Source organism: Nonomuraea sp. NPDC049028 (assembly GCF_043197735.1).
GTDB lineage: Bacteria > Actinomycetota > Actinomycetes > Streptosporangiales > Streptosporangiaceae > Nonomuraea.
Window position 1 is genome coordinate 867,994 of the sequence record NZ_JBICTR010000003.1, and the last position, 19,967, is coordinate 887,960.

The window sequence follows — 19,967 nt, forward strand, 5'->3', positions numbered from 1 at the left end:
CGTGGTTTTCCGAGGGTATCTAGCCACGCTGGCCCCGATCGGCGCAGCTTCACATCAAGGTCGATAGGGAGTGCCCGTGGCACCCTTCACCGAATTCGCACAGTTACCCCCATCTGGGGAGAACGATATCTCCAACCAGTAAGTCTGCACGGAAGGGTCCTTCTCCACGTCCGATGACCAGAAGTCAAAATCGAGCTGGAGGTCTGCCGTGAAGTCGCCGAAATTCTTTGAGAAGCACGTCTCGGAAGGCCATCCCTCTGTTGTTTGATGGCGCCTTCTTAGATCTCCGGTGCCGTCCTTGGACAGAATCCAGCCGACCGCGCGAGCTTGCTCTTTGTAATAGGTGGCGATCTCGAGAGGAGAGCCGTTGAATCTGTATCGGCGCCCGACCTCCGCGATAGCGTTATCGTCCGCGCACGCCGCCGATACATACTGATCTCCCAGCGGTTCGGTATGAGGCGGCGGTTGTCGGAGGATCGCGTCTTGGCCTGCGAGCTCGGACCATGGATCCGTGGGGTTGTTGATGCAGTCCAGTGCCATCGCCTTTGAGGCGAAAGAGCAGCCGGAAGCGGCGACGAGCATCAGAGAAGCCAGTAGGAGGCGGACCGGCAGGTTCAAGCGTTTTCCATGGCTCATTCCATCTCCCGAGAACACGAGGCACGGACTGCCTAAAGATTCCCCTCGGCGCGGAAAGTGCCGTCTTGTCCGGTCCGCGATTACGGGGCTTGGGGTGGATCTTAGGCGCTAGGAAGAGAATGCGCGCAATGCCGGAAGGACGTCGGTCGCGAGTCGTTCCATCTGCTCCCGGAAGTCCCCCACAGGCATGAAGTTGAACGAGGTGAACCCCAGCCGGACGAACTCCAGCAACTTCTCCACCACCTCCTCCGACGAACCCGCCACCGTAGAGGAGGACGAGGACCCGCCGACCGAAACCGGCACGTTGTACACGCACTCCACCTCCCGCCCCACCCGCCCAGCAGACTCCAGGACCCGCGAACGCATCTCCGCCGCCACCGAAGGCGGGGCGAACCCCAGTGAAGGGATCCACCCGTCCGCCAGCTCCCCGGTCGCCGCCAGCGCCCGGTTGCCGTACGTCCCCAGCCAAATGGGGATCGGGCCGACCGGCTTGGGCTCCAGTGAGGCGTCGAGCGTGTGATACCGGGTGCCCTCGTACGTGAACGACGGAGACGACCACAGCCCCCGCATGATGTGAATCGCCTCCACCATCCCATCCACCTTCTCCCGCGGCGTCGGCACGCCCAGCCCGAACGCCCGGAACTCCTCGTCCGAATAGCCGCCGCCGAGCCCCAGGATCAGGCGGCCGCCCGAGAGCCGGTGCAGCGACTCCGCCATCTTGGCCACCATCGCCGGCGGCCGGTACGGCACCCCGAGGACCCGCGTGGCGACGCGGATCCGCGAGGTGGCGGCGGCGATCCAGGTGAGCAGCGTCCAGATCTCGTACGTCGGCGACGTCCCGCACGGATGGTCGGACGTCGACACGAAGTCGAACCCCAGCTCCTCGGCCAGCCGCGCGTCCCCGACCGGATCGGCGCCGGGCGCCGCCGAGGCCGAGATGCCCACGCCGAACATCGCACCCGACATTCCACTCGACATCGCGTCCGCCTCCCATCATTTGGTTTACATGGAACCTAAAACCAATGTTGGTTACACGTCAACTAAGTCAGCTAATCTGGGCGGCATGGGTGACCCGCGTTGGTTGGATGAGGCGGAGTTCCGGGCCTGGCTCGGTTACCGCCGGATGCGGCTGCTCCTGGACGCCCAGGTGAGCCGGGATCTGCTGCGCGACTCGGGCTTGTCGGCGCCCGACTACGACGTACTGTCGTCCCTGTCATCGGCCGAGGGGCGTCGGGGGCGGCTCACCGAGCTGGCCGAGCGGATGCTGTGGTCGAAGAGCAGGCTGTCGCGGCACATCTCACGGATGGAGCAGCGCGGCCTGGTCACCCGTGAGGAGTGCGAGAGCGACGGCCGCGGCGCCGTGATCGTGCTGACCGAGGAGGGAATGCGGGCCATCGAGGTGGCGGCTCCCGACCATGTGGAGTCGGTCCGCCGCCACTTCATCGATCTGCTGACGCCGGAGCAGATCGACGTTCTGGGGGCCGTCGCGGCGACCGTGCTGACCCACCTTGGAGAGAAGGGCGACTAGGACACCCAGATGGGGCTCCAGTCGGCCATCTCATGGAAGCGGCGCAGCTCGGAGAGCCCGGACAGGATGCCGCTCCAGGCCGCGTACGGCGAGCGGCCGAATCCGCTCTGCACGATCGTCAGCCGCGTCTTGCCGCCGGACTCCGCCAGCTCCCAGGTGCCGACCCCGACGCCGCCCCAGTCGACCGACAGCCGGCGCCCCGGCTCCAGCTCGACGATCTTCGCCGGGTCGGGGTTGTCCGCGAGGCCGCCCATGGCGAAACGGCCGCCGACGTGCGGCTCGATCTCGATCGGGAAGCCGAACCAGCGGGTCACCGACTCCGAGTCGATCAGCGAGTCGAAGACCTTCTCCGCCGAAGCGGCGATCAGCACCTCCGCCCGCAGGTCGGAGGAGGTGAAGTCGGGCTTCGGGGTGAGCGGGCGGCCGTCGAAGTGCTCGGCCAGGTTGGCCAGCATGAGGCACCAGTACGTCTGGATCACGCCGCGGATCGTCGACTCGGCGAGCGCCTCCTGGAAGTCGAAGTGGGTCTGCGAGACGGACACGATGGTCGTCTCGGGGCTCTCCTCCTCCAGGCCGAACTCGACCGTGGTGTCCACGCCGTCCAGCAGCCAGGAGAAGCGCACCGTGTGGTCGTCGACGTGCAGCGGGCGCTGGTGCGGCGCGTCGCCTTCGGGGGTGTGGCGGCCCCAGAACCCGTAGCGGTCCGGCAGCTGCACCTCAGCGTGCTCGGCCAGCCAGAGCCGCATCGTCGCCGCGTCGGTCAGCGCGTGGTGCACCTCCTTCACCGGTGCCTGGACGCGGGCGCGGACGGTCATCGGCTCACTCATGTTCATCTCCCTTGGGGTAACAGGCGACGACGAGCTTGAAGGCGTCACCTTCCGCTCCGCCGTACCTCGTGAACAGGTCCTGCAGCATCCCCTGCAGCTCGTGCAGGAACTCCTGACGGTTCTCGGGGCGCACGTGGATCTCCCCCGACAGCCCGATCGACGGCAGCTCCGTCGCGGTCCTGTCGAGGCTCGCGATGTCGGCCTGGACCTCCTCCATGAGGTCCAGCAGGTAGCCCAGGCTCAGCTCGTCCTGCACCCTGCGCACGCCGATCCGGCCGACCAGTCGGGGCGACAGCCAGTACGCGCGAGCGCCGGCCTGGTAGATGCCCTCGTGGACACCGCGCACCTTGCGCTCCGACACCAGGTCGACCAGGCCGGCGTCCACCAGCCGTTTGACGTGGTAGTAGACGCGCTGTGGCGTTTGACCGAGCCGGGCCGCGACCTCGGTGCAGGTGCGCGGCTCGGCCAGCTGCCGCAGCACCTCGACGCGCTGCGGCTTGAGCAGCGCCTCGGCCTGCTCGATCTGCTCTAGGTACAGGACATCTCTCATCGCAAAAACAATCCTTTACGTAAAACAGGATTTTGTCAATGGGGCGTGCTCGAAGGAGCACTGCCAATGGGGGTGGATCAGGGCCAGGAACTGTCCTGGTCGGGGTCGCCGCCGTTCGACAGCAGGCGCAGGTCGGCTTCGACCATCGTCGCCACCAGCTCGTCGAACGGCATCGTCGGCTCCCAGCCGAGCTGCACCCGGGCCTTCTTCGGGTCCGCGCAGAGCAGGTCGACCTCGGCGGGCCGATGCAGGGCCTGGTCGGTGACGACGTACTGCTCCCAGTCGAGGGAGGCCGCCGCGAAGGCGGCCTCGACCAGCTCACGGACCGACTTCATGCGCCCGGTGCCGATCACGTAGTCCTCGGGGGTGCCGGCCTGGAGCATGAGGTGCATGGCCCGTACGTAGTCGCCCGCGAAACCCCAGTCCCGCCGTGCCTCCAGGTTGCCGAGCCGGAGCTCGGTGTCGAGGCCGAGCTTGATGCGCGCCACGCCGAGCGAGACCTTGCGGGTGACGAACTCGGCGCCCCGCCGGGGCGACTCGTGGTTGAACAGGATGCCGGAGACGGCGTACATGCCGTAGGACTCGCGGTAGTTCTGCGTGAGGAAGTGCCCGTACGCCTTGGCCACGCCGTACGGCGAGCGCGGGTGGAACGCGGTGCGCTCCGTCTGCGGCGTCTCGCTGACCTGGCCGAACATCTCAGAGGATGAAGCCTGATAAAAGCGGATCTGGCCGGAGGCGGCACTGCCACGCGACACGCCCGAGCAGACCCGGATGGCCTCCAGCATCCGCAGCACGCCCATCCCGGTCACCTCGGCCGTGAGCTCCGCCTGCTCCCACGACATGGGTACGAACGAGATGGCGCCCAGGTTGTAGACCTCATCGGGCTGAACCCGTTCCACGGCCGAGATCAGCGATCCCTGGTCGAGCAGGTCGCCGCGGACCACCTGGACATCGGTCAGCAGCTTGCGCAGCCGCGACACGCGCGGGTTTGCCTGACCCCGCGCCAGGCCCCACACCTCGTACCCCTGACCGAGCAGGTACTCCGCCAAATAGGAACCGTCCTGGCCGGTGATGCCGGTGATCAGAGCGCGCCTGGCCAAGGGGTCCTCCCACTATCACGACCGCGTCCGTTTGGACGGGAATGTACAGCTAAGCGCCTCGATACAGCACCAGAGCCTCCTAGAACACGTTCCACCGAACCGCGCTCGGTCATGCCAACATCGCAGTTCGCACGGCCTTTGGCGGCAGTTGTGAACAATTCCAGATGACCTACCGAATGGTAGCCTTCTCGGACTAAGGTCATCTTCACGGTACACGCCCATCTCTGGGTGCATACCGGGCTAGAAAGGGGTGTCCGTGAGCGACACGCTGCGGATTGCGCTGCTGTCCTACCGCAGCAAGCCGACCTGTGGTGGCCAGGGCGTCTACCTCCGCCACCTGAGTCGCGAGCTGGTCGCCCTGGGCCATCACGTCGAGGTGTTCTCCGGCCAGCCGTACCCGGAGCTGGACGAGGGCGTGATCCTGCAGAAGGTGCCGAGTCTCGACCTCTACCGCGACGAGGACCCGTTCAGGACGCCGAAGCTGCACGAGTACCGCGACTGGATCGACTGGCTGGAAGTCGGCACCATGTGGACCGCCGGGTTCCCCGAGCCACTGACGTTCACGCTGCGGGCGCACCGCGCGCTGAAGAAGCGGGTGGGCGACTTCGACGTCGTCCAGGACAACCAGACGCTCGGCTACGGCCTGCTCGGCATCCAGAAGCTGTTCCCGGTGGTCGGCACGATCCACCACCCGATCAGCGTGGACCGGCGCATCGAGCTGGAGGCCGCCACCGGCGCCAAGAAGCTGACCATGCGCCGCTGGTACGCCTTCGTGAAGATGCAGGCCAAGGTCGCGCCCCGGCTGAGCCCGATCCTGACCGTCAGCGAGTCGTCGCTGGCCGACATCCACCGCGACTTCAACGTCCCGCAGGCGAACATGCGCCTGATCCCGCTCGGCGTCGACACCCGCTACTTCCACCCGCGCCCGGACAAGCCCCGGCGCAAGGGCTCGATCGTGGCCGTGGCCAGCGCCGACTCCCCCATGAAGGGCGTCGCCACGCTGCTGCGGGCGGTGGCCAAGCTGGCCACCGAGCGCGACGTCAACCTCACGGTGGTCAGCAAGCCGACCGCCGGCGGGCCCACCGAGCAGCTCGTACAGGAGCTGTCGCTGCAGGACCGGGTCCGCTTCGTGCACGGCATCTCCGACGACGAGCTGGGCGAGCTGATCGCCACCTCCGAGGTCTCCGTGGTGCCTTCGCTGTACGAGGGGTTCTCGCTGCCGGCCGTCGAGCACATGGCCTGCGCCACTCCGCTGGTCGCCAGCCGTACCGGGGCACTGCCCGAGGTGGTGGGGGACGCCGCGATCCAGGTCGCGCCCGGCGACTCCGAGGAGCTGGCCGCGGTGCTGCGCCGCCTGCACGACTCCCCGGAGGAGCGTGAACGGGTGGGCAAGGCCGGATATGACCGGGTCATGGAGCGTTACACCTGGCGCGTCGTCGCCCAGAGAACCGTCGAGGCGTACCGCGAGGCCATCGCGGCCCGCCGTACTCGTCCTACCCGCTGAACTCGTCCTACCCGCTGAACTCGTCGTACCCGCTGACCGAACTTCAAGGAGATCGATAAGTGCTGACGGTGGACTTCGCCCGGCTGCCGGTCGGGCCCGGCGTACGCGTGCTCGACCTGGGTTGCGGCGGCGGCCGGCACGCCTTCGAGGTGCTGCGCCGGGGCGCGGACGTGGTCGCCTTCGACATGGACCAGTCCGAGCTGGACAGCGTGGCGGCCATGTTCGTGGCGATGGACAAGGCGGGTGAGGTGCCGCCCGGCGCCGGCGGCGAGACCGTTCAGGGTACGGCGCTGGACATGCCATTCGAGGAGGGCTCCTTCGACCGGGTCATCGCGGCCGAGGTGCTGGAGCACATCCCCGACGACATGGCCGCGATGCGGGAGATCTTCCGGGTGCTCAAGCCCGGCGGCACCGCCGCGATCACCGTGCCGAGCTTCCTGCCCGAGCGGATCTGCTGGGCGCTGGACGAGGACTATCACACGGCCCCCGGCGGACATGTCCGGATTTATACGTTGGCTGAGCTGTCGGCCAAGCTGAAGTCCACCGGCTTCGACATCGGCCCCCACCACCACGCCCACGGCCTGCACGCCCCGTACTGGTGGATCAAGTGCGCGGTCGGCGTCAACAACGACGACCACCCGCTCGCCAAGGCCTACCACGAGCTGCTGGTCTGGGACATCATGAAGCGCCCGCCGCTCACCCGGCTGGCCGAGAACCTGCTCAACCCGCTCATCGGCAAGAGCGTGGTGCTCTACGTCAGGAAGCCCGCCGCGTGATCTCACGCGAGGAGGCCGTACGGACGGCCTTGAGCATCTCGGCGATCCAGAGCGACGACGGCGGCGTGCCCTGGCCGGAAGGCCACGTCGACGCGTGGAACCACGTCGAGTGCCTGATGGCGATGACCGTGGCGGGCCTGCGCGACCCCGTGGCGCGCGGCTACGACTGGCTGGCCCGGCACCAGCGCGACGACGGCTCGTGGGCGATGAAGCTGGTCGACGGCGTCGCCACCGAGCAGGGCGGCGAGTCGAACCACGCCGCCTATGTCGCGGTGGGCGTCTGGCACCATCACCTGGTGACGGGCGACCAGGAGCTCACCGAGCTCAGGTGGCCGATGGTCAAGAGGGCGCTCGACTACGTGGTGGGGCTCCAGACCGAACGCGGCGAGGTCGTCTGGGAGCGCGACGCGCATGGCCGGGCCTCCTCCTACGCGCTGCTCACCGGCTGCGCGTCGATCCACCAGGGGCTGCGCTGCGGCGTCCTGCTCGCCGACCACTTAGGCGACCCGCAGCCGCACTGGGAGCTGGCCGCCGACCGGCTGGCCCATGTGCTGGCCGCGCACCCGGAGGCGTTCACCGACAAGAGCCGCTTCTCCATGGACTGGTACTACCCCGTGCTCGGCGGCGCCGTCCGGGGCCCGGCGGCGGAGGAGCTGCTGGAGCGGGAGTGGGGCACGTTCGTGGTGCCGGGGCTGGGCATCCGGTGCGTGTCGGACCAGCCGTGGGTGACGGGGGCGGAGACGTGCGAGCTGGCGCTGGCCCTCGACGCGCTGGGCGACCGCGACCGGGCCGCGCGGCTGTTCGCCGACGTCCAGCATCTGCGCCATGAGGACGGCTCGTACTGGACGGGCTGGCAGTTCGTCAACCAGCGGCACTTCCCGCACGAGCGGAGCGGATATACGGCCGCGGCGGCGGTGCTCGCCGCGGACGCGTTGTCCGCCTTCTCCCCGGGAGCGGGGATCTTCCGCGACATCAGCGCCCCCTCCGTCTCCCCCGCCGACCCACATCTGTGTGGCTGCACGCCCGCGCGCGCGTGATCTCGCCCGGGTACGCAAGGGCTTTTGCGGGTTCTTTGCCGGGAAATGCGGAGCGGCGCCGCTGAACGCCTCATTGGGGTTACTAGCTTCGTGAGTGGCCGTACGAGGCGTCTTCGGGGGAAGCGTGGGCGACACGGGCACAACAGCGTTCTTGGAGCAGGACAGGACCGAGCCGACAGCGTTCTTGGCACAAGACAGGACCGAGCCGACGTTTTCGCCGGTTCGCGGGCTACGGAAGCTGCTGCTGAAGGAGCAGTCCGAAGCCGACCTGGCCCGGCGGAGGTTCCGGCTACGGCAGGGACATTCCCGGGCGGCCGTCGAAGGGGCCGAGCGGTCATACCTTTTCGGGTACAACGCCGCTCTTTACGATGAAGCCGACAGGATCGACGAGGTTGCTCCGGAGCAGCGGAGCTTCGCCTACGAGGGGGCCGGTGCCGCGTGCACCGTGCTCGACCTGCTCACCATGACTCGGGGCCGGCGCCTTCACGAGCTACTGGCCGGCCCCGCCCAGCTCCACCCGTACGCCGTGCACCTCGGTGCCGGGCGCGGCTACGCGCTGCTGCGCGTACGGCCCATGTGGGGCGTACGGCGGGCCCATCCGCTGTTCCGGTGGCTGGCCGTGGACGGGTTCGGGTTCCAGCGGAGCCTGACGCGGGCCGACCGGATGGTGGGCGAGCGGGCCATGCCCGACCTGCTCACCCGGAGCCACTGCGCGATCTTCGACCAAGGGCTGGGGCGGCTGCTCTGGTACCACGAGTGCGCCTCACCGGACGACGTGGCGGCCAGGATCGCCGCCTACCCCGCAGGCCGCCGGGCCGATCTGTGGAGCGGTGTCGGGTTCGCCGCGACGCACACGGGTGGCGCGAACGCCGATGAGCTGTGGTGGCTGACCGACCACGCGGGGGCCGACGGGTTCCGGGCCCATCTGGCTCAGGGGAGCGCGTTCGCCGCCTCGGCCAGGCTCCAGGTGGGGGAGCTGCCGGACCACGTGGCGCAGGCCGTACCGATCCTGGCGGGGGCGGAGCCCGACGAGGCCGCCGGGTGGACCGAGGGGGCGCTCATCGCGCTCGGCCACGACCCGCACACCCACGAGGACTTCCAGTCCTGGCGGGCCCACACCCGCAGAGCATGGACCCGCCGCCGGACGCGGCACTAAACGCCTGGCGCCACGCGCTCCAGGACGCGCAGCGAGCCCTCCACCGAGGTCTCGGTGAACGCGCCCGAGGCCAGCGCCCGCAGATAGACCTGGTAGGGAGCCTGACCGCCGTCGGCCGGATCCGGATAGATGTCGTGGAAGACCAGCGCGCCGCCGGCCATGACGTGCGGCGCCCAGCCCTCGTAGTCGCGCGTCACCGGCTCCTCGGAATGGCCGCCGTCGATGAACAGCAGCCCCAAAGGCGTGTTCCAGAGCCGGGCCACCTGCTCGGAGTGGCCCACCACGGCGATCACCTCGTCCTCCAGCCCGGCGGCGGCGATCGTCTGGCGGAACGTCGGCAGCGAGTCCATCTTGCCGAACCGCGGATCGACCAGTGTCGGGTCATGGTGGGCCCAGCCGGGCTGGATCTCCTCCGAGCCGCGGTGGTGGTCCACGGTGATGACCACGGACCCGGCCAGCCGGGCCGCCGCCCCGAGGTAGACGGCCGACTTGCCGCAGTAGGTGCCGATCTCGCAGATCGGCCCGAGTTTGCCGTACTGGCAAGCCGCCTCGAACAGCGCCAGGCCCTCCTTCTCCGGCATGAAACCCTTGGCTTGCTTGGCTGCGAATCGCAGTTCAGGCGGCATCGTCATAGGGATGCACCCTAGTAGAACCGAACAACATTCCAGCGCCCCCTTGCCCGCCATTCTGCAACCTGTTCTACTTGGCAACGTGAATCAGCGCGCTCGCATCGCGATGTCCGGAGACGAGGTCACCGCCTTCCTCGAAGGGGCCCGCAAGCTCCAGCTCGCGACCATCAACCCTGACGGTACGCCCCATCTGGTGACCATGTTCTACGGCCTCGACGAGGGGCGGATCGTCTTCTGGAGCTACGCCAAGGCGCAGAAGGTCCGCAACCTGGAGCGCGACCCACGGGTGAGCTGCCTGATCGAGACCGGCGAGGACTACAACGAGTTGCGCGGCGTCCTGCTGTACGGCGAGGCCAAGCGTATCGACGAGCCCGAGCAGGTCCTGGCCGTCGGCATGAAGGTCACGCGCAGGATGACCCCGGACGTGCCGGACGAACTTTTGCGGCCATATGTCGAACAAACTGGGCGGAAACGGGTCGCTTACCTTGTCGAGCGCACCAAAGTGGTCTCATGGGATCACAGGAGGCTCACATGAGGGTCAAGGTAGATGAGATGGTGTGCGAGGCCAATGCGGTGTGCATGGGGCTCGCACCCGAGGTGTTCGACGTGGACGACGATGACCAGCTCCACATCCTGCTCCCGGAACCACCCCCCGAACTCCTGGACCGCGTCCGCCACGCAGTCCGGTCCTGCCCCAAAGCCGCTCTTTCCCTAGAGGAATAGCCGGAGGAGGAACTCCCCATGCGCGCCGCCCTTCTGCACGCCGTAGGCGACGACAAGCTGGACATCCGCGACGATGTCACCCTCACCCCCGTCGGCCCGACCGACGTACGGGTGCGGATCAAGGCTACGGGCGTCTGCCATTCGGACCTGTCGGCCATGTCCGGCGTGCTGCCGCAGCCCGTACCGCTCGTCCCGGGTCACGAGGGCGCGGGCGAGGTGGTCGAGGTGGGCGAGCATGTTTCCTCGGTCCAGCCGGGCGATCACGTGATCATCAACTGGCGCCCGTCCTGCCAGGACTGCGAGCTGTGCCTGGGCGGCCAGCCGTACCTCTGCATGAAGTACGTGATCGAGTCCTTCACCAAGGGCAACTTCCGCTTCGGCGGCGACCAGACGGCGTACGGCATGGCCGGATGCGGCACCTGGGCCGAGGAGATCGTCGTCCCCTGGCAGGGCGCGATCAAGATCGACACGGACATCTCGTGGGAGGCGGCCGCGCTGATCGGCTGCGGCATCACCACCGGCGTGGGCGCCGCACTCAACACCGCCAAGGTACGCCCCGGCTCGACCGTCGCCGTCGTCGGCTGCGGCGGCGTCGGCCTGTCCGTCATCCAGGGCGCGCGCGTCTCCGGCGCCCGGACGATCCTGGCGATCGACCCGCTGGAGTCCAAGCACGAACTGGCCAAGAAGGTCGGCGCCACCCACGCCGTCACCCCCGAGCAGGTCCCCGAGGCGGTCAACGAGCTGACCGGGGGCGGCGGCTTCGACTACGGCTTCGAGGTGGTCGGCAAGGCGGCCACCATCCAGAGCGCGTGGCAGGTGACCCGCGCGGGCGGCGAGGTCATCGTGGTCGGCGCGGGCGCGGTGGACGACATGGTGTCGATCTCCGCGTTCAGCCTGCTGTTCGAGGGCAAGAACCTGCTGTCCAGCCTGTACGGCGAAGCCGACGTGCGGCACGCCTTCCCGTACTTCGCCAAGCTCTACAAGGCCGGCCAGCTGGACCTGGAATCCATGATCAGCGCCCGGATCCGGCTGGCCGACCTGAACGACGCCGTGGCCGCGCTCAAGGGCGGCGAGGTGCTGCGCCAGATCGTCCTCATGGACTAGCGCGCACCGCGGCCGCCAGCTCCCCCAGACGCTGAGCGTCAAGCTGACCGGCCCGGCTCATCCTGGCATATGTGGCGTATCTGGCACCCGGCCGCAACAGCGTGACCTCGGTGTCCGTCCGTACGGCAGGCACCCCGCCAACCGTCGCGTTGGGCTTCGCCGCATCGGCGGCGTTCTCGACGCCGACCTCCACCCACTCGCGCTCGTCGCCGTAGCGGAGCCCGACCCGGGCGGGCTCCGCTCGTTGCGGGTACGACGCGACCGTTCCGGACAGCGGCCCGGCCGGCCCACCGTCCGCCAGGGTGAAGGGCACCTCGACGCGATCTCCGGTGATCGGCAGCACGCTCTGCGCGACTCGATGGGCGGTGTCCTCGTCCATCCGGGCTCCCTTGACGGACACGACGCCCCACGCGCCCGGCGCCCACTCCCAGACCATCTCCGCTGCTCCCGACCTGAGCAGCGGCCTGGACGGCCAGTAGGCGGGCCGCCCGTTGACGGGCGGCGCCGTCTCGCCGTCGGACGGCGACAGGGCGGCGAACGGGCTCCGGCCTCGTGGATACATCTCCACGAGCGCGTCCGCCGTGTCCGCCTTCGCCGGATCCGCCAGGCGCAGGCGCACCCGCTGGTGGTCGTACCCCGTCTCATAGGAGTCGGGAGTGAAGCCGCCCGCCGATCCCACCGTGAACATGCGGGTCAGCACGTCGAACCCGGCCGGGCGGCTGATCGGCTGGGGTTCCGGCGGCAATGCCGTACGTCCCAGCGCGGTGCCTCCGACGATGACCGCGACCACCGCGCCCACGCCGGCCGCCGCGCTCATGACCCGGCGCGCCCTGACCCGGCGCCGCCCGGTGCGCATGGCGCGGGCCAGGTCGATCGTGCCGCTGCCTGGGGGCTCCGCCTCGCGCAGCGGGTCCAGCAGCCGCCTGTCAACCGGCTCAGAGCCGCCCATCACGCGCCACCCCCTCCTCGACGAACATCCGATCCCCCAGCAGGTCGCGCAGCGTGGCCAGCCCACGCGCCGACTGGCTCTTGACCGTCCCCGTGGAGCAACCGAGGATCTCCGCCACTTCCGACACCGGCAGGTCGTACAGGAAGCGCAGCACGAGCACCGCCCGCTGGCGTGGCGGCACCTTGGCCAGCGCCGCGTGCACGACCGATCGAGTCTCCAGGTCCGGAGGCTTCGTGCTCCGCGTGCCCGGGAGCTCGTGTGCCATCCCGCCGAGGCTGACCCTCGTCCACCAGCCGAGCCGCTGGTCGTTGAGAAAGCAGCGCACGAGCATCGCGTCCACGTAGCGGTTCAGGTCGGTGGCGGCCTTGGCGCGCTTCCAGTGGATGTAGAGCCTGGTGATGGCCATCTGGACCACGTCGTCGGCCCGGTGCGTGTCCTTGCACAGGTAGAAGGCGAGCCGCCGGAGTGACGCCAGTCGCGCGGTCACGTACTCGACGTACTCCTGTTCCTGAGCGGGCTGCATCGATCACCTCCTCGCTCTGTGTGACACGGCCGGGCGGGCGAAAGGTTGCAACCCTGGCGGTCCTATACGTCCCAGATCCAGACGCCGCCCTCCTGGCGGCCGGGGCCGAGGAGGTCGGTCAGCGTTCGCAGGAGCTCGGCCTGCCGCTGGTGCGGGCCGAGGACCACGGCATCGGCTCGCCAGTACGCGAGGTCCGCGCGGGCCTGGCGGCGTTCGGCCGCGCCGATGGACGGCACCTGGCCACTGTCGCGTACGTCACGCAGCAGGGACGCGGTGGGACGGGGCGCGGTGCCGTACACACCCTGCCGGTCAGGTCCGTAAGGGCCGACGAAGTAGCCCTCGGGCAGGGAGAAGCCCAGACCGGCGTCGATCTGCCAGCGCAGGGCAGTGGCATCGGCCGCGTCGGGCGGCGGCGCCGGCACCAACGCGCGGCCCTCGCGCACGTGCCGCCGCCAGAGACCGGCGGTAAAGAACTCCGGGGTGGCCGGCCGGTCAGCCGCGACCAGCGGCTTGGGCGCGAGCGGCACCAACGCCTCGGCCAGGGCCAGGCCGAGCAGCACCCGCGCGGGGGCGCCGCGCCACGAGGCGGCGATCACCCGGTCGGCGGCGACGGCCAGCAGTACGGCCATCGCGGGCACGCAGACGATCGCGAACCGCGACTCCAACACCGACTCGAACATCGGCAACCGCGACATCACCTCCCACGGCCCCGCGAGACCCGATTTTTCGCCATAAAAGATGATCTCTGGACCGAGGGAGAACGCCGCCGCCACGACCACGACCGCTCCGAGCGGGATCACGACGGGGACGCGCCGCAGCCACACCACGAGGCCGATGACCAGGATGACCAGCGGCCAGCCGAAGAAGGCGTTCTGCTCGGTCGGGTTCAGCGAGAGCGACCCCGCCACGGTGGCATCCCCCGCCAGCGAGCGCCCCGCGAACGACACCAGAGCGCGCACGTCGTTGCCCGCCGGCCCGTGGATCAGGCTCGCGTAGCTCTGCGGCCCGGTGAACTGGAACACCAGCGCGGGACCGGCCAGAGCCAGGCAGACCGTCGCCGCCACTGCCACGCCCACGACCACCGGCCGCGTCGGTGGGCGGACCGCGAGCGCGTACCCGAGACCGAAGACCGCCAGTCCGGTGGCGGCCAGCAGCAGCACCTCCTCCCCCAGGAAGATCTGGTACGCGATGAGCACCCCGAGGATCACGCCATCACGCAAGATCCGCCGATGCCGGTGCAGCAGCACGAGCCGGTGGATGACGAGCGGGATCACGAACACCACGACGAAGTTCGGATGGGCGTTGGCATGCGAGACGATCGGCGGTGCGAACGCGCAGAACACGGCCCCGATCGCGGCGGCCGCGCGCGTGGCCACCAGCTGCCTGGACAGGAGCCAGTACCACGCGAAGGCGCTGCCCGCGAGCCCGCCGGTCAGCACCACCACCCACGTGGCCGACGGCCCGAAGGCCAGCGTCAGCGGCGCCAGCGGGATCGACAGGCCCAGCATGACCGTGTTGGCCATGAGGTTCACGCCAAGCGGATGGTTCTGCAGCGTGGTGAACAGCGGCGACTCGCCGTTGAGCAGGTTGTGCGCGGTGACGGAGAAGAACCACTCCCACTGGTTCTGGTCCTGGCCGCCCTCGATCAGGTAGCGGCGTGCCGGATCGGCCCAGAGATGCGCGTAGACCAGCACGGCCAAGGCGAGGAAGGCGGCGGCGAACCCGAGATCGGCGCACCCCCGCCTGAGGTGCGGGATCACCGACGCCCGGCGAGCACTCGGCACAGCTCGATGAGCATCCGCAGGTAGTGATGCGGGCGCAGCTTCGACCCCGGCTGGTGCGCCCAGCGGACCGGAACCTCCCTGACCACCCAGCCCCGCCGGGAGAAGGCACGCAGAATCTCCACGTCGAATCCCCAGCCGTCCACCCTGGCCCGGCTGAACGCCAGCCTGGCCTTCTCACCGTCGAACAGCTTGAACCCGCACTGGGTATCGGCCACGCCGGGTACGGCGCTCGCCTGGATCAGCCGGTTGCCCAGGGTGCCGAGCAGCCTTCTGACCACGTGCTGAGGCGTCTCCACCCGGGCGCCGGGGCAGGCGCGCGACCCGATCGCGGCATCGGCGCCCAGCGCCAGCGTGGCCCGCAGACCGGCCAACTCCTCGATCGGCGTGGCCAGGTCCGCATCGGTGAACAGCACCTGGCCTCCCCTGGAGGCGAGCACACCGTGGCGTACCGCGCACCCCTTGCCCTGGTTCGCGGGCCGGCGAAGGACACGAACGCCCGGCTCCTCGCGGGCGACCCGAAAGGCCAGCGCGGCCGTGCCATCCGTCGAGCCGTCGTCGACGACGATGAGCTCCCAGCGCAGCGACGTGCCGCGAAGGTAGCCGAGCACGGCCGCGAGCGTCGCGCCGAGCCTGCGTTCCTCGTTGTAGGCGGGAATGACCACCGACAGGTCGATGGCGACGGGCTGAGCCGCGACGACAGGCGCCCGATCGAGTGTTGTCTCGCTCATACCGTGGAGACAGGGCCAGACGTCATCCAGGTTGCAGCGAAGGGCCGACCGGCCGCCACGCGGCGGCCGGCTCGGTGGTCACCAGGCGACCGGGAGCGACACCGGCCCGCGGACGACCATGCCGCTCTTCCAGCTCAGCTCCTCCCCCGCCACGGCCAGCCGCAGGCCGGGCAGGCGCCGCAGCAGCGCGGCGAGCGCCACCTGAAGCTCCATCCGGGCCAGTGGCGCCCCGGGACAGAAGTGCGGGCCGTGGCCGAAGGCGAAGTTCGGCCGCGGCTTGCGGGTGAGGTCGAGCCGCTCCGGGTCCTCGAACACCCCGGGATCGCGGTTGGCGGTGTAGTAGGCCGGGAAGACCGGCTCGTCCGCGCGTACGGTGCCGCCTTCGAGCGCCACGTCCTCGGTGGCGTACCTCGGGATGAACGTGGCGGCGGTCGCCGTCACCGGGACGTACCTCAGTAACTCCTCGACCGCGTCCGCCAGGTCCACCTGCCCCTCGCGCAGCAGGGCGAGCTGGTCGGGGTGGGTCAGCAGCGCGTACGTGAAGTTGGCGATCTGCGACGCCGTGGTCTCGTAACCGGCGGCCAGCAGGGTCATCAGGAAGCCGATCAGCTCCTCCTCCGACAGGCTGTCCCGCTCGTCACGCGCCCGCACCAGAGCGCCGATCAGGTCGTCGGTAGGGGACTCGCGCCGGCGCGCCACCAGCCGCGCCAGGTAGCCGCCGAGCGCGGCCAGCCGCGCCGTCTTCTCCTCCAGCGGTATCGCGGTCGTCGTCATGTACGCGTCGGCCCAGGACCGGAAGGTCGCCCGATCCTCGTACGGCACACCCAGCAGCTCGCAGATCATGGTCGCGGGCAGCGGCACGGCGTAGCCCTCCACCAGGTCGGCCGGTGGCCCTTGAGCCGCCAGCCGATCCAGCAGGTCCTCGACGATCTCCTCGGCGCGGGGCCTCAGCAGTTCGACCCGGCGCGCGGTGAACGCCTTGCCGATCAGCCGCCGCATCCGCGTGTGCTCCGGCGGGTCGAGGTCGGAGAGCCCGCCGGGCACCGGCTCCGGGTACATGCGCGGCGCGTCCCGGCCCACCGCAGCGGCCCTGCTGAAGCGCGGGTCGGCGAAGACCGTACGGACGTCGTCGTAGCGGGTCGCCAGCCAGGCCGGCTCGCCGTACGGCAGCTGAATCCGGGCCAGCGGCTCGTGCTCGCGCAGCCAGCCGTAGGTGTCGTCCAGTTCCAGTTGGTACGGCATGCCGAGCGGATAGTCCCTCATACTCCCACCTCTCACCGGGTGACGAGCAGTCTGGCCCACGCTTTCACCAACCCTCTAAGCTGTCCAGATCGCCAGGAGGCAGGAGGCTGGGGAACTCACCCGCCACCGCCGCCGCATCCGAACTGGCCGGGAGCGAGGCACTTAACGCTGCGGACGAGCGGGCGTCACCCGGCGGGGCGGTGACTCACGAGTGTCCCACCGGGTGCTGGCCAGGCGGCGTTCGGTCAGCGTGAGCAGGTCGAAGATCTCCCGAGCCAGGTAGCCCCGGGTGTTCCTTTCCACCTGCTTGGGATGGAGAATCCCGGCTCCAGCCAGCTCTTCCAGCGCCTGACGGGCGGCAGGATGAGTGATCGACAGCAAACGCTCCACCGTACGGGCCGTCACGAGAGGGACAGCGGGCAGGAGCTCGAGAAGACGGACGACCGCGGAATCAGCTCGTGGAACGGGCCGCAAACCCTGCGCCTCGCGGAAGTGACGGTGACGCTCGGCCCAATCCGCGTGTAGCTGCGTCAATTCGTCAGCGAATCGCTCGGCCTGCTCGACCGCGGTCGTCGTCGCCGAGAGAAAGACCTGGAGCCAGGCGTTGAGCGACGTTTGAGCCTCCGGCGTCCCAGGGGCGCCGATATATCGGTACGCTTCCAGGCCATCCACGTACATGTCCGACCTGGTGAGCAGCACCAGGCTGATGGGCAAAATCGCGCTGGGAGTCAGCCCCCGTCGCGTGAGAACGGTATGTATCAGCGCCCGGCCCACCCTGCCGTTGCCATCGGTGAACGGATGTATGGTCTCGAACTGCGCATGCACCAGCGCCGCCTGAATAAGCGGCGTGTGTCCCGCCCCGTTGATGTAGGACACAAGATCTTCCATAAGCGGGCCGACCTGCCCTGGCGGAGGCGGCACGAACTCCGCGTCCAGCGGATGCCAGCCGCCGCCGCCGACCCAATTCTGCACCTCCCGCAGACCGTGCTGCTTCTCGTCCGGCAGCAGCGCCTTGTGCAGGGCGACGATGTCAGCTGTGGAAACCGTCTCAGCGGCAACCAGGTCGGTGACCGCCCGCCGCAGCGCGGTCACATTGTTCGCGACCAGTCTTGCCGTCGCGGTGAATCCCTTCGACACCCCCGCATCGCATTCAGCGAGCTCAGCGAGGGCCACCTGCTGAGGGGAAGCCTGGAGCCCCTCGATTCTCGACGACGCGATCGCTTCGGACCGGAGCAGAAATCGCGCAAGGCCGTCGACGCCATGACTGGCCGGATGCGCGACAAGACGCCGTATGAGGTCTTCGCCTCTGGCAGCCGCCTGTCCGATCTCCGGAGACACGACGAAGGGCATGCCCATCAGCGGATCAGGAGAGTACGGGTGGTAGACGCCGCCACGCCTGTCCCGCTTGCTCGGCGCCTCCCAAGCGGCCACCCACGACGCTTCCAGATAGCCGGCCATGGCAACTATCCTTTCACACCCACCCCCATCGTGAAAGGATAAGGCTTATCCTTTCACCGTCGAGCCCTCCATGAAGGGATAGCCGGCCGTATTGCCATTCCCACCCCCGGTGTGGGACGGCCCGAACCGCATCCTGGCCAGAGACGACCTCAGATGTGCTCTGCAACAGACCGAAAGGTGCCGGACACTTACCAAGGTGTCCGGCACCTTTCGGCAAGGAGACTCTGTGACACACCGAGATCGCTTCGAAGCGGTCTATGACGCGTACTATCCGGCGATACATCAGTACGCCGCCCGCCGTACCAGCTCCCCCGACGACACCGCCGACGTCATCTCCGAGACGTTCCTCACCGCCTGGCGGCGCATCGGCGACGTGCCAGAGGGAGAGCGGGCACTGCTCTGGTTATACGGGGTGGCCCGCCGCGTACTGGCCAACCAGCAACGCGGCGCGTCGCGCAGGGCCGGGCTCGCTGAGCGGCTCCGCGACGAGCTGGCCGCCGACCGGCCCGTCAGACCGGTCGATCTGGAGTACGTACGCGCCGCCTTCGACGAGCTGCCCGAGCGTGACCGCGAGGTCATGGCGCTGGCCCACTGGGAGGGTCTGAGCAGCGAGCAGATCGCCAAGGTTTTGGGATGTACGGCCGTCGCCGCCCGGACCAGGCTGCACCGGGCGCGCAAGCGGCTGGCGGCGGCGCTGGAGCGGCCGACGTCCTCGACGATCGCGATGGGGAAAGCATGAGTGACATCGACAACCTGATGAGGGCCATCGATCCGACCCCGCACGCGCCGGAACAGGGGCCCGGCGCGCGCGAGCTACGTGCGGCGATCATGGCGACGCCGGCTCCGGGCCGCCGACGGTCCTGGCTTCCGCAACGGGGAACCTTCGGACTCCGCCGGCCTGTCCTGGCATCGGCGGTCACCGCCGCGGCCGTGGCCGTGGCGATCGGCGTCGGCCTGCCGGCCGGGGGGCCGGCGACCGAGTTCGCCAACGCGGCCGTCTCCATCAAGCGGGCCGAGGACTCTTTCAGCGTCACCATCACGGACCCGGCGGCCGACCGCCGGCGCTTCGAGGAGGCGTTCCGGGCGGTCGGGTTGAACGTCACGGTGAAGGTCATCCCGGTGGCACCGGACGAGGTCGGCAAGCTGCTCGGCCCAATCGTTCCGGAGGGCTTCAAATGGCACGGAAGCATTGGGGTGCAGGACGTGACACCTTGCGCGTCGGTGTTCTGCGGCAAGGTCTGGATGCCCTCGGACTTCCCCGGACGCGTCGTCTTCGGGGTCGGCCGTCCCGCCAAGCCGGGCGAACCCTATGCCGAGGACGCCGCTTTCGATCCCGAGGGAGAGGAGGCCATGGACGGCTACACGACTCATGGCAAAACGGTCGCGGCCGTGCGCGCCGAGGCGCGCCGCCGTGGATTGAAGGTCGGCTACCGCCTGGTGTGGAGCTACCCTGGCGGCGGCTTCTCCGACCAGCCCGTCCCCGCGGACCGGATCAAGGACGGCTGGATCGTCAGCGGTTCCCGCGACCACAGCTCCGACACCGTCGACCTCTACGTCCTCCCTGGTCCCGGCGCCAGTCCCGCCCCCGACCCGCTGAAGGTCAGAACACCTCAGTGGTACGACGACCTCACCGACTGAGGAACAGCGCCCTGTCACATTTCCCGCGGTTGGAACGTCTTATAGGTAGCCGCCCGTAGGTAGCCGCCCGTTAGT

At 69.1% G+C, this 19,967-nt stretch carries 22 protein-coding genes; 10 read left to right on the forward strand and 12 right to left on the reverse strand.

The window, feature by feature from the left end; translation table 11 throughout:
* Positions 1–54: 54 nt before the first annotated feature.
* A complete protein-coding gene (locus tag ACGFJ2_RS15030) occupies positions 55–618 on the reverse strand; it encodes a hypothetical protein (RefSeq protein WP_358178643.1) in 564 nt (187 codons plus the stop codon).
* 126 nt (positions 619–744) lie between these two features.
* The gene (locus ACGFJ2_RS15035) at positions 745–1,614 is read right to left on the reverse strand and encodes an LLM class flavin-dependent oxidoreductase (RefSeq protein ID WP_393468277.1); all 870 of its coding nucleotides are present in this window, start codon (positions 1,612–1,614) and stop codon (positions 745–747) included.
* A gap of 85 nt (positions 1,615–1,699) precedes the next feature.
* On the opposite strand from ACGFJ2_RS15035, the gene ACGFJ2_RS15040 reads away from it, so the two are divergent.
* Complete coding sequence (locus tag ACGFJ2_RS15040) at positions 1,700–2,164, forward strand: MarR family winged helix-turn-helix transcriptional regulator (protein WP_393468280.1); 465 nt, start codon at positions 1,700–1,702, stop codon at positions 2,162–2,164.
* Here ACGFJ2_RS15040 and ACGFJ2_RS15045 read toward each other — a convergent pair.
* The 3 genes from ACGFJ2_RS15045 to ACGFJ2_RS15055 form a co-directional block, all read right to left on the reverse strand.
* Positions 2,161–2,991, reverse strand: coding sequence for an SRPBCC family protein (locus ACGFJ2_RS15045; RefSeq protein WP_357949849.1), 831 nt, complete (start codon positions 2,989–2,991; stop codon positions 2,161–2,163). The genes ACGFJ2_RS15040 and ACGFJ2_RS15045 overlap by 4 nt on opposite strands.
* On the reverse strand, positions 2,984–3,541 hold the full coding sequence (locus tag ACGFJ2_RS15050) for a helix-turn-helix domain-containing protein (protein WP_393468283.1): 558 nt from the start codon (positions 3,539–3,541) through the stop codon (positions 2,984–2,986). Before ACGFJ2_RS15050 ends, ACGFJ2_RS15045 begins: the two co-directional genes overlap by 8 nt.
* Before the next feature lie 77 nt (positions 3,542–3,618).
* Complete coding sequence (locus ACGFJ2_RS15055; protein WP_357949844.1) at positions 3,619–4,641, reverse strand: GDP-mannose 4,6-dehydratase; 1,023 nt, start codon at positions 4,639–4,641, stop codon at positions 3,619–3,621.
* A gap of 250 nt (positions 4,642–4,891) precedes the next feature.
* Between ACGFJ2_RS15055 and ACGFJ2_RS15060 the strand changes: the two genes are divergently transcribed.
* From ACGFJ2_RS15060 to ACGFJ2_RS15075, 4 genes are all read left to right on the forward strand, one after another.
* Complete coding sequence (locus ACGFJ2_RS15060) at positions 4,892–6,145, forward strand: glycosyltransferase family 4 protein (RefSeq protein WP_357949843.1); 1,254 nt, start codon at positions 4,892–4,894, stop codon at positions 6,143–6,145.
* Positions 6,146–6,204: 59 nt separating this feature from the next.
* Entirely contained in the window at positions 6,205–6,921 is a 717-nt protein-coding gene (locus tag ACGFJ2_RS15065) for a methyltransferase domain-containing protein (protein ID WP_357949841.1), read from the forward strand.
* Positions 6,918–7,958 carry a prenyltransferase gene (locus tag ACGFJ2_RS15070; protein ID WP_393468287.1) on the forward strand — a complete coding sequence of 347 codons (1,041 nt, stop codon included), beginning with the start codon at positions 6,918–6,920 and terminating at the stop codon, positions 7,956–7,958. The genes ACGFJ2_RS15065 and ACGFJ2_RS15070 overlap by 4 nt, the downstream gene beginning before the upstream one ends.
* 151 nt (positions 7,959–8,109) lie before the next feature.
* Entirely contained in the window at positions 8,110–9,114 is a 1,005-nt protein-coding gene (locus tag ACGFJ2_RS15075; RefSeq protein ID WP_393468290.1) for a DUF1702 family protein, read from the forward strand.
* Here the strand turns inward: ACGFJ2_RS15075 and ACGFJ2_RS15080 are convergent.
* On the reverse strand, positions 9,111–9,740 hold the full coding sequence (locus ACGFJ2_RS15080) for a class I SAM-dependent methyltransferase (protein ID WP_357950747.1): 630 nt from the start codon (positions 9,738–9,740) through the stop codon (positions 9,111–9,113). The genes ACGFJ2_RS15075 and ACGFJ2_RS15080 overlap by 4 nt on opposite strands.
* Before the next feature lie 85 nt (positions 9,741–9,825).
* Between ACGFJ2_RS15080 and ACGFJ2_RS15085 the strand changes: the two genes are divergently transcribed.
* The 3 genes from ACGFJ2_RS15085 to ACGFJ2_RS15095 are packed head-to-tail and all read left to right on the forward strand — an operon-like array spanning position 9,826 to position 11,570.
* Positions 9,826–10,278, forward strand: coding sequence for a pyridoxamine 5'-phosphate oxidase family protein (locus tag ACGFJ2_RS15085; RefSeq protein ID WP_357949834.1), 453 nt, complete (start codon positions 9,826–9,828; stop codon positions 10,276–10,278).
* Positions 10,275–10,466: a ferredoxin gene (locus ACGFJ2_RS15090; protein WP_357949832.1), complete on the forward strand. Its 192-nt coding sequence runs from the start codon at positions 10,275–10,277 to the stop codon at positions 10,464–10,466. Before ACGFJ2_RS15085 ends, ACGFJ2_RS15090 begins: the two co-directional genes overlap by 4 nt.
* An 18-nt stretch (positions 10,467–10,484) precedes the next feature.
* Positions 10,485–11,570, forward strand: coding sequence for a Zn-dependent alcohol dehydrogenase (locus ACGFJ2_RS15095; protein WP_357949829.1), 1,086 nt, complete (start codon positions 10,485–10,487; stop codon positions 11,568–11,570).
* Here the strand turns inward: ACGFJ2_RS15095 and ACGFJ2_RS15100 are convergent.
* The 6 genes from ACGFJ2_RS15100 to ACGFJ2_RS15125 all read right to left on the reverse strand — a co-directional run bounded on the left by ACGFJ2_RS15100 (position 11,560) and on the right by ACGFJ2_RS15125 (position 18,254).
* The gene (locus ACGFJ2_RS15100; protein WP_393468294.1) at positions 11,560–12,519 is read right to left on the reverse strand and encodes a hypothetical protein; all 960 of its coding nucleotides are present in this window, start codon (positions 12,517–12,519) and stop codon (positions 11,560–11,562) included. The genes ACGFJ2_RS15095 and ACGFJ2_RS15100 overlap by 11 nt on opposite strands.
* On the reverse strand, positions 12,506–13,042 hold the full coding sequence (locus ACGFJ2_RS15105; RefSeq protein ID WP_393468297.1) for a SigE family RNA polymerase sigma factor: 537 nt from the start codon (positions 13,040–13,042) through the stop codon (positions 12,506–12,508). Before ACGFJ2_RS15105 ends, ACGFJ2_RS15100 begins: the two co-directional genes overlap by 14 nt.
* 62 nt (positions 13,043–13,104) lie before the next feature.
* Entirely contained in the window at positions 13,105–14,826 is a 1,722-nt protein-coding gene (locus tag ACGFJ2_RS15110; RefSeq protein WP_393468300.1) for a hypothetical protein, read from the reverse strand.
* Complete coding sequence (locus ACGFJ2_RS15115) at positions 14,799–15,554, reverse strand: dolichyl-phosphate beta-glucosyltransferase (protein WP_393468303.1); 756 nt, start codon at positions 15,552–15,554, stop codon at positions 14,799–14,801. Before ACGFJ2_RS15115 ends, ACGFJ2_RS15110 begins: the two co-directional genes overlap by 28 nt.
* A gap of 78 nt (positions 15,555–15,632) precedes the next feature.
* The gene (locus tag ACGFJ2_RS15120) at positions 15,633–16,817 is read right to left on the reverse strand and encodes a cytochrome P450 (protein ID WP_393468306.1); all 1,185 of its coding nucleotides are present in this window, start codon (positions 16,815–16,817) and stop codon (positions 15,633–15,635) included.
* 141 nt (positions 16,818–16,958) lie between these two features.
* Positions 16,959–18,254, reverse strand: coding sequence for a Fic family protein (locus ACGFJ2_RS15125; RefSeq protein ID WP_393468309.1), 1,296 nt, complete (start codon positions 18,252–18,254; stop codon positions 16,959–16,961).
* Positions 18,255–18,450: 196 nt separating this feature from the next.
* Between ACGFJ2_RS15125 and ACGFJ2_RS15130 the strand changes: the two genes are divergently transcribed.
* Entirely contained in the window at positions 18,451–18,993 is a 543-nt protein-coding gene (locus ACGFJ2_RS15130) for an RNA polymerase sigma factor (protein ID WP_393468312.1), read from the forward strand.
* Positions 18,990–19,892 carry a hypothetical protein gene (locus tag ACGFJ2_RS15135; RefSeq protein WP_393468315.1) on the forward strand — a complete coding sequence of 301 codons (903 nt, stop codon included), beginning with the start codon at positions 18,990–18,992 and terminating at the stop codon, positions 19,890–19,892. Before ACGFJ2_RS15130 ends, ACGFJ2_RS15135 begins: the two co-directional genes overlap by 4 nt.
* Positions 19,893–19,967 lie beyond the last annotated feature (75 nt).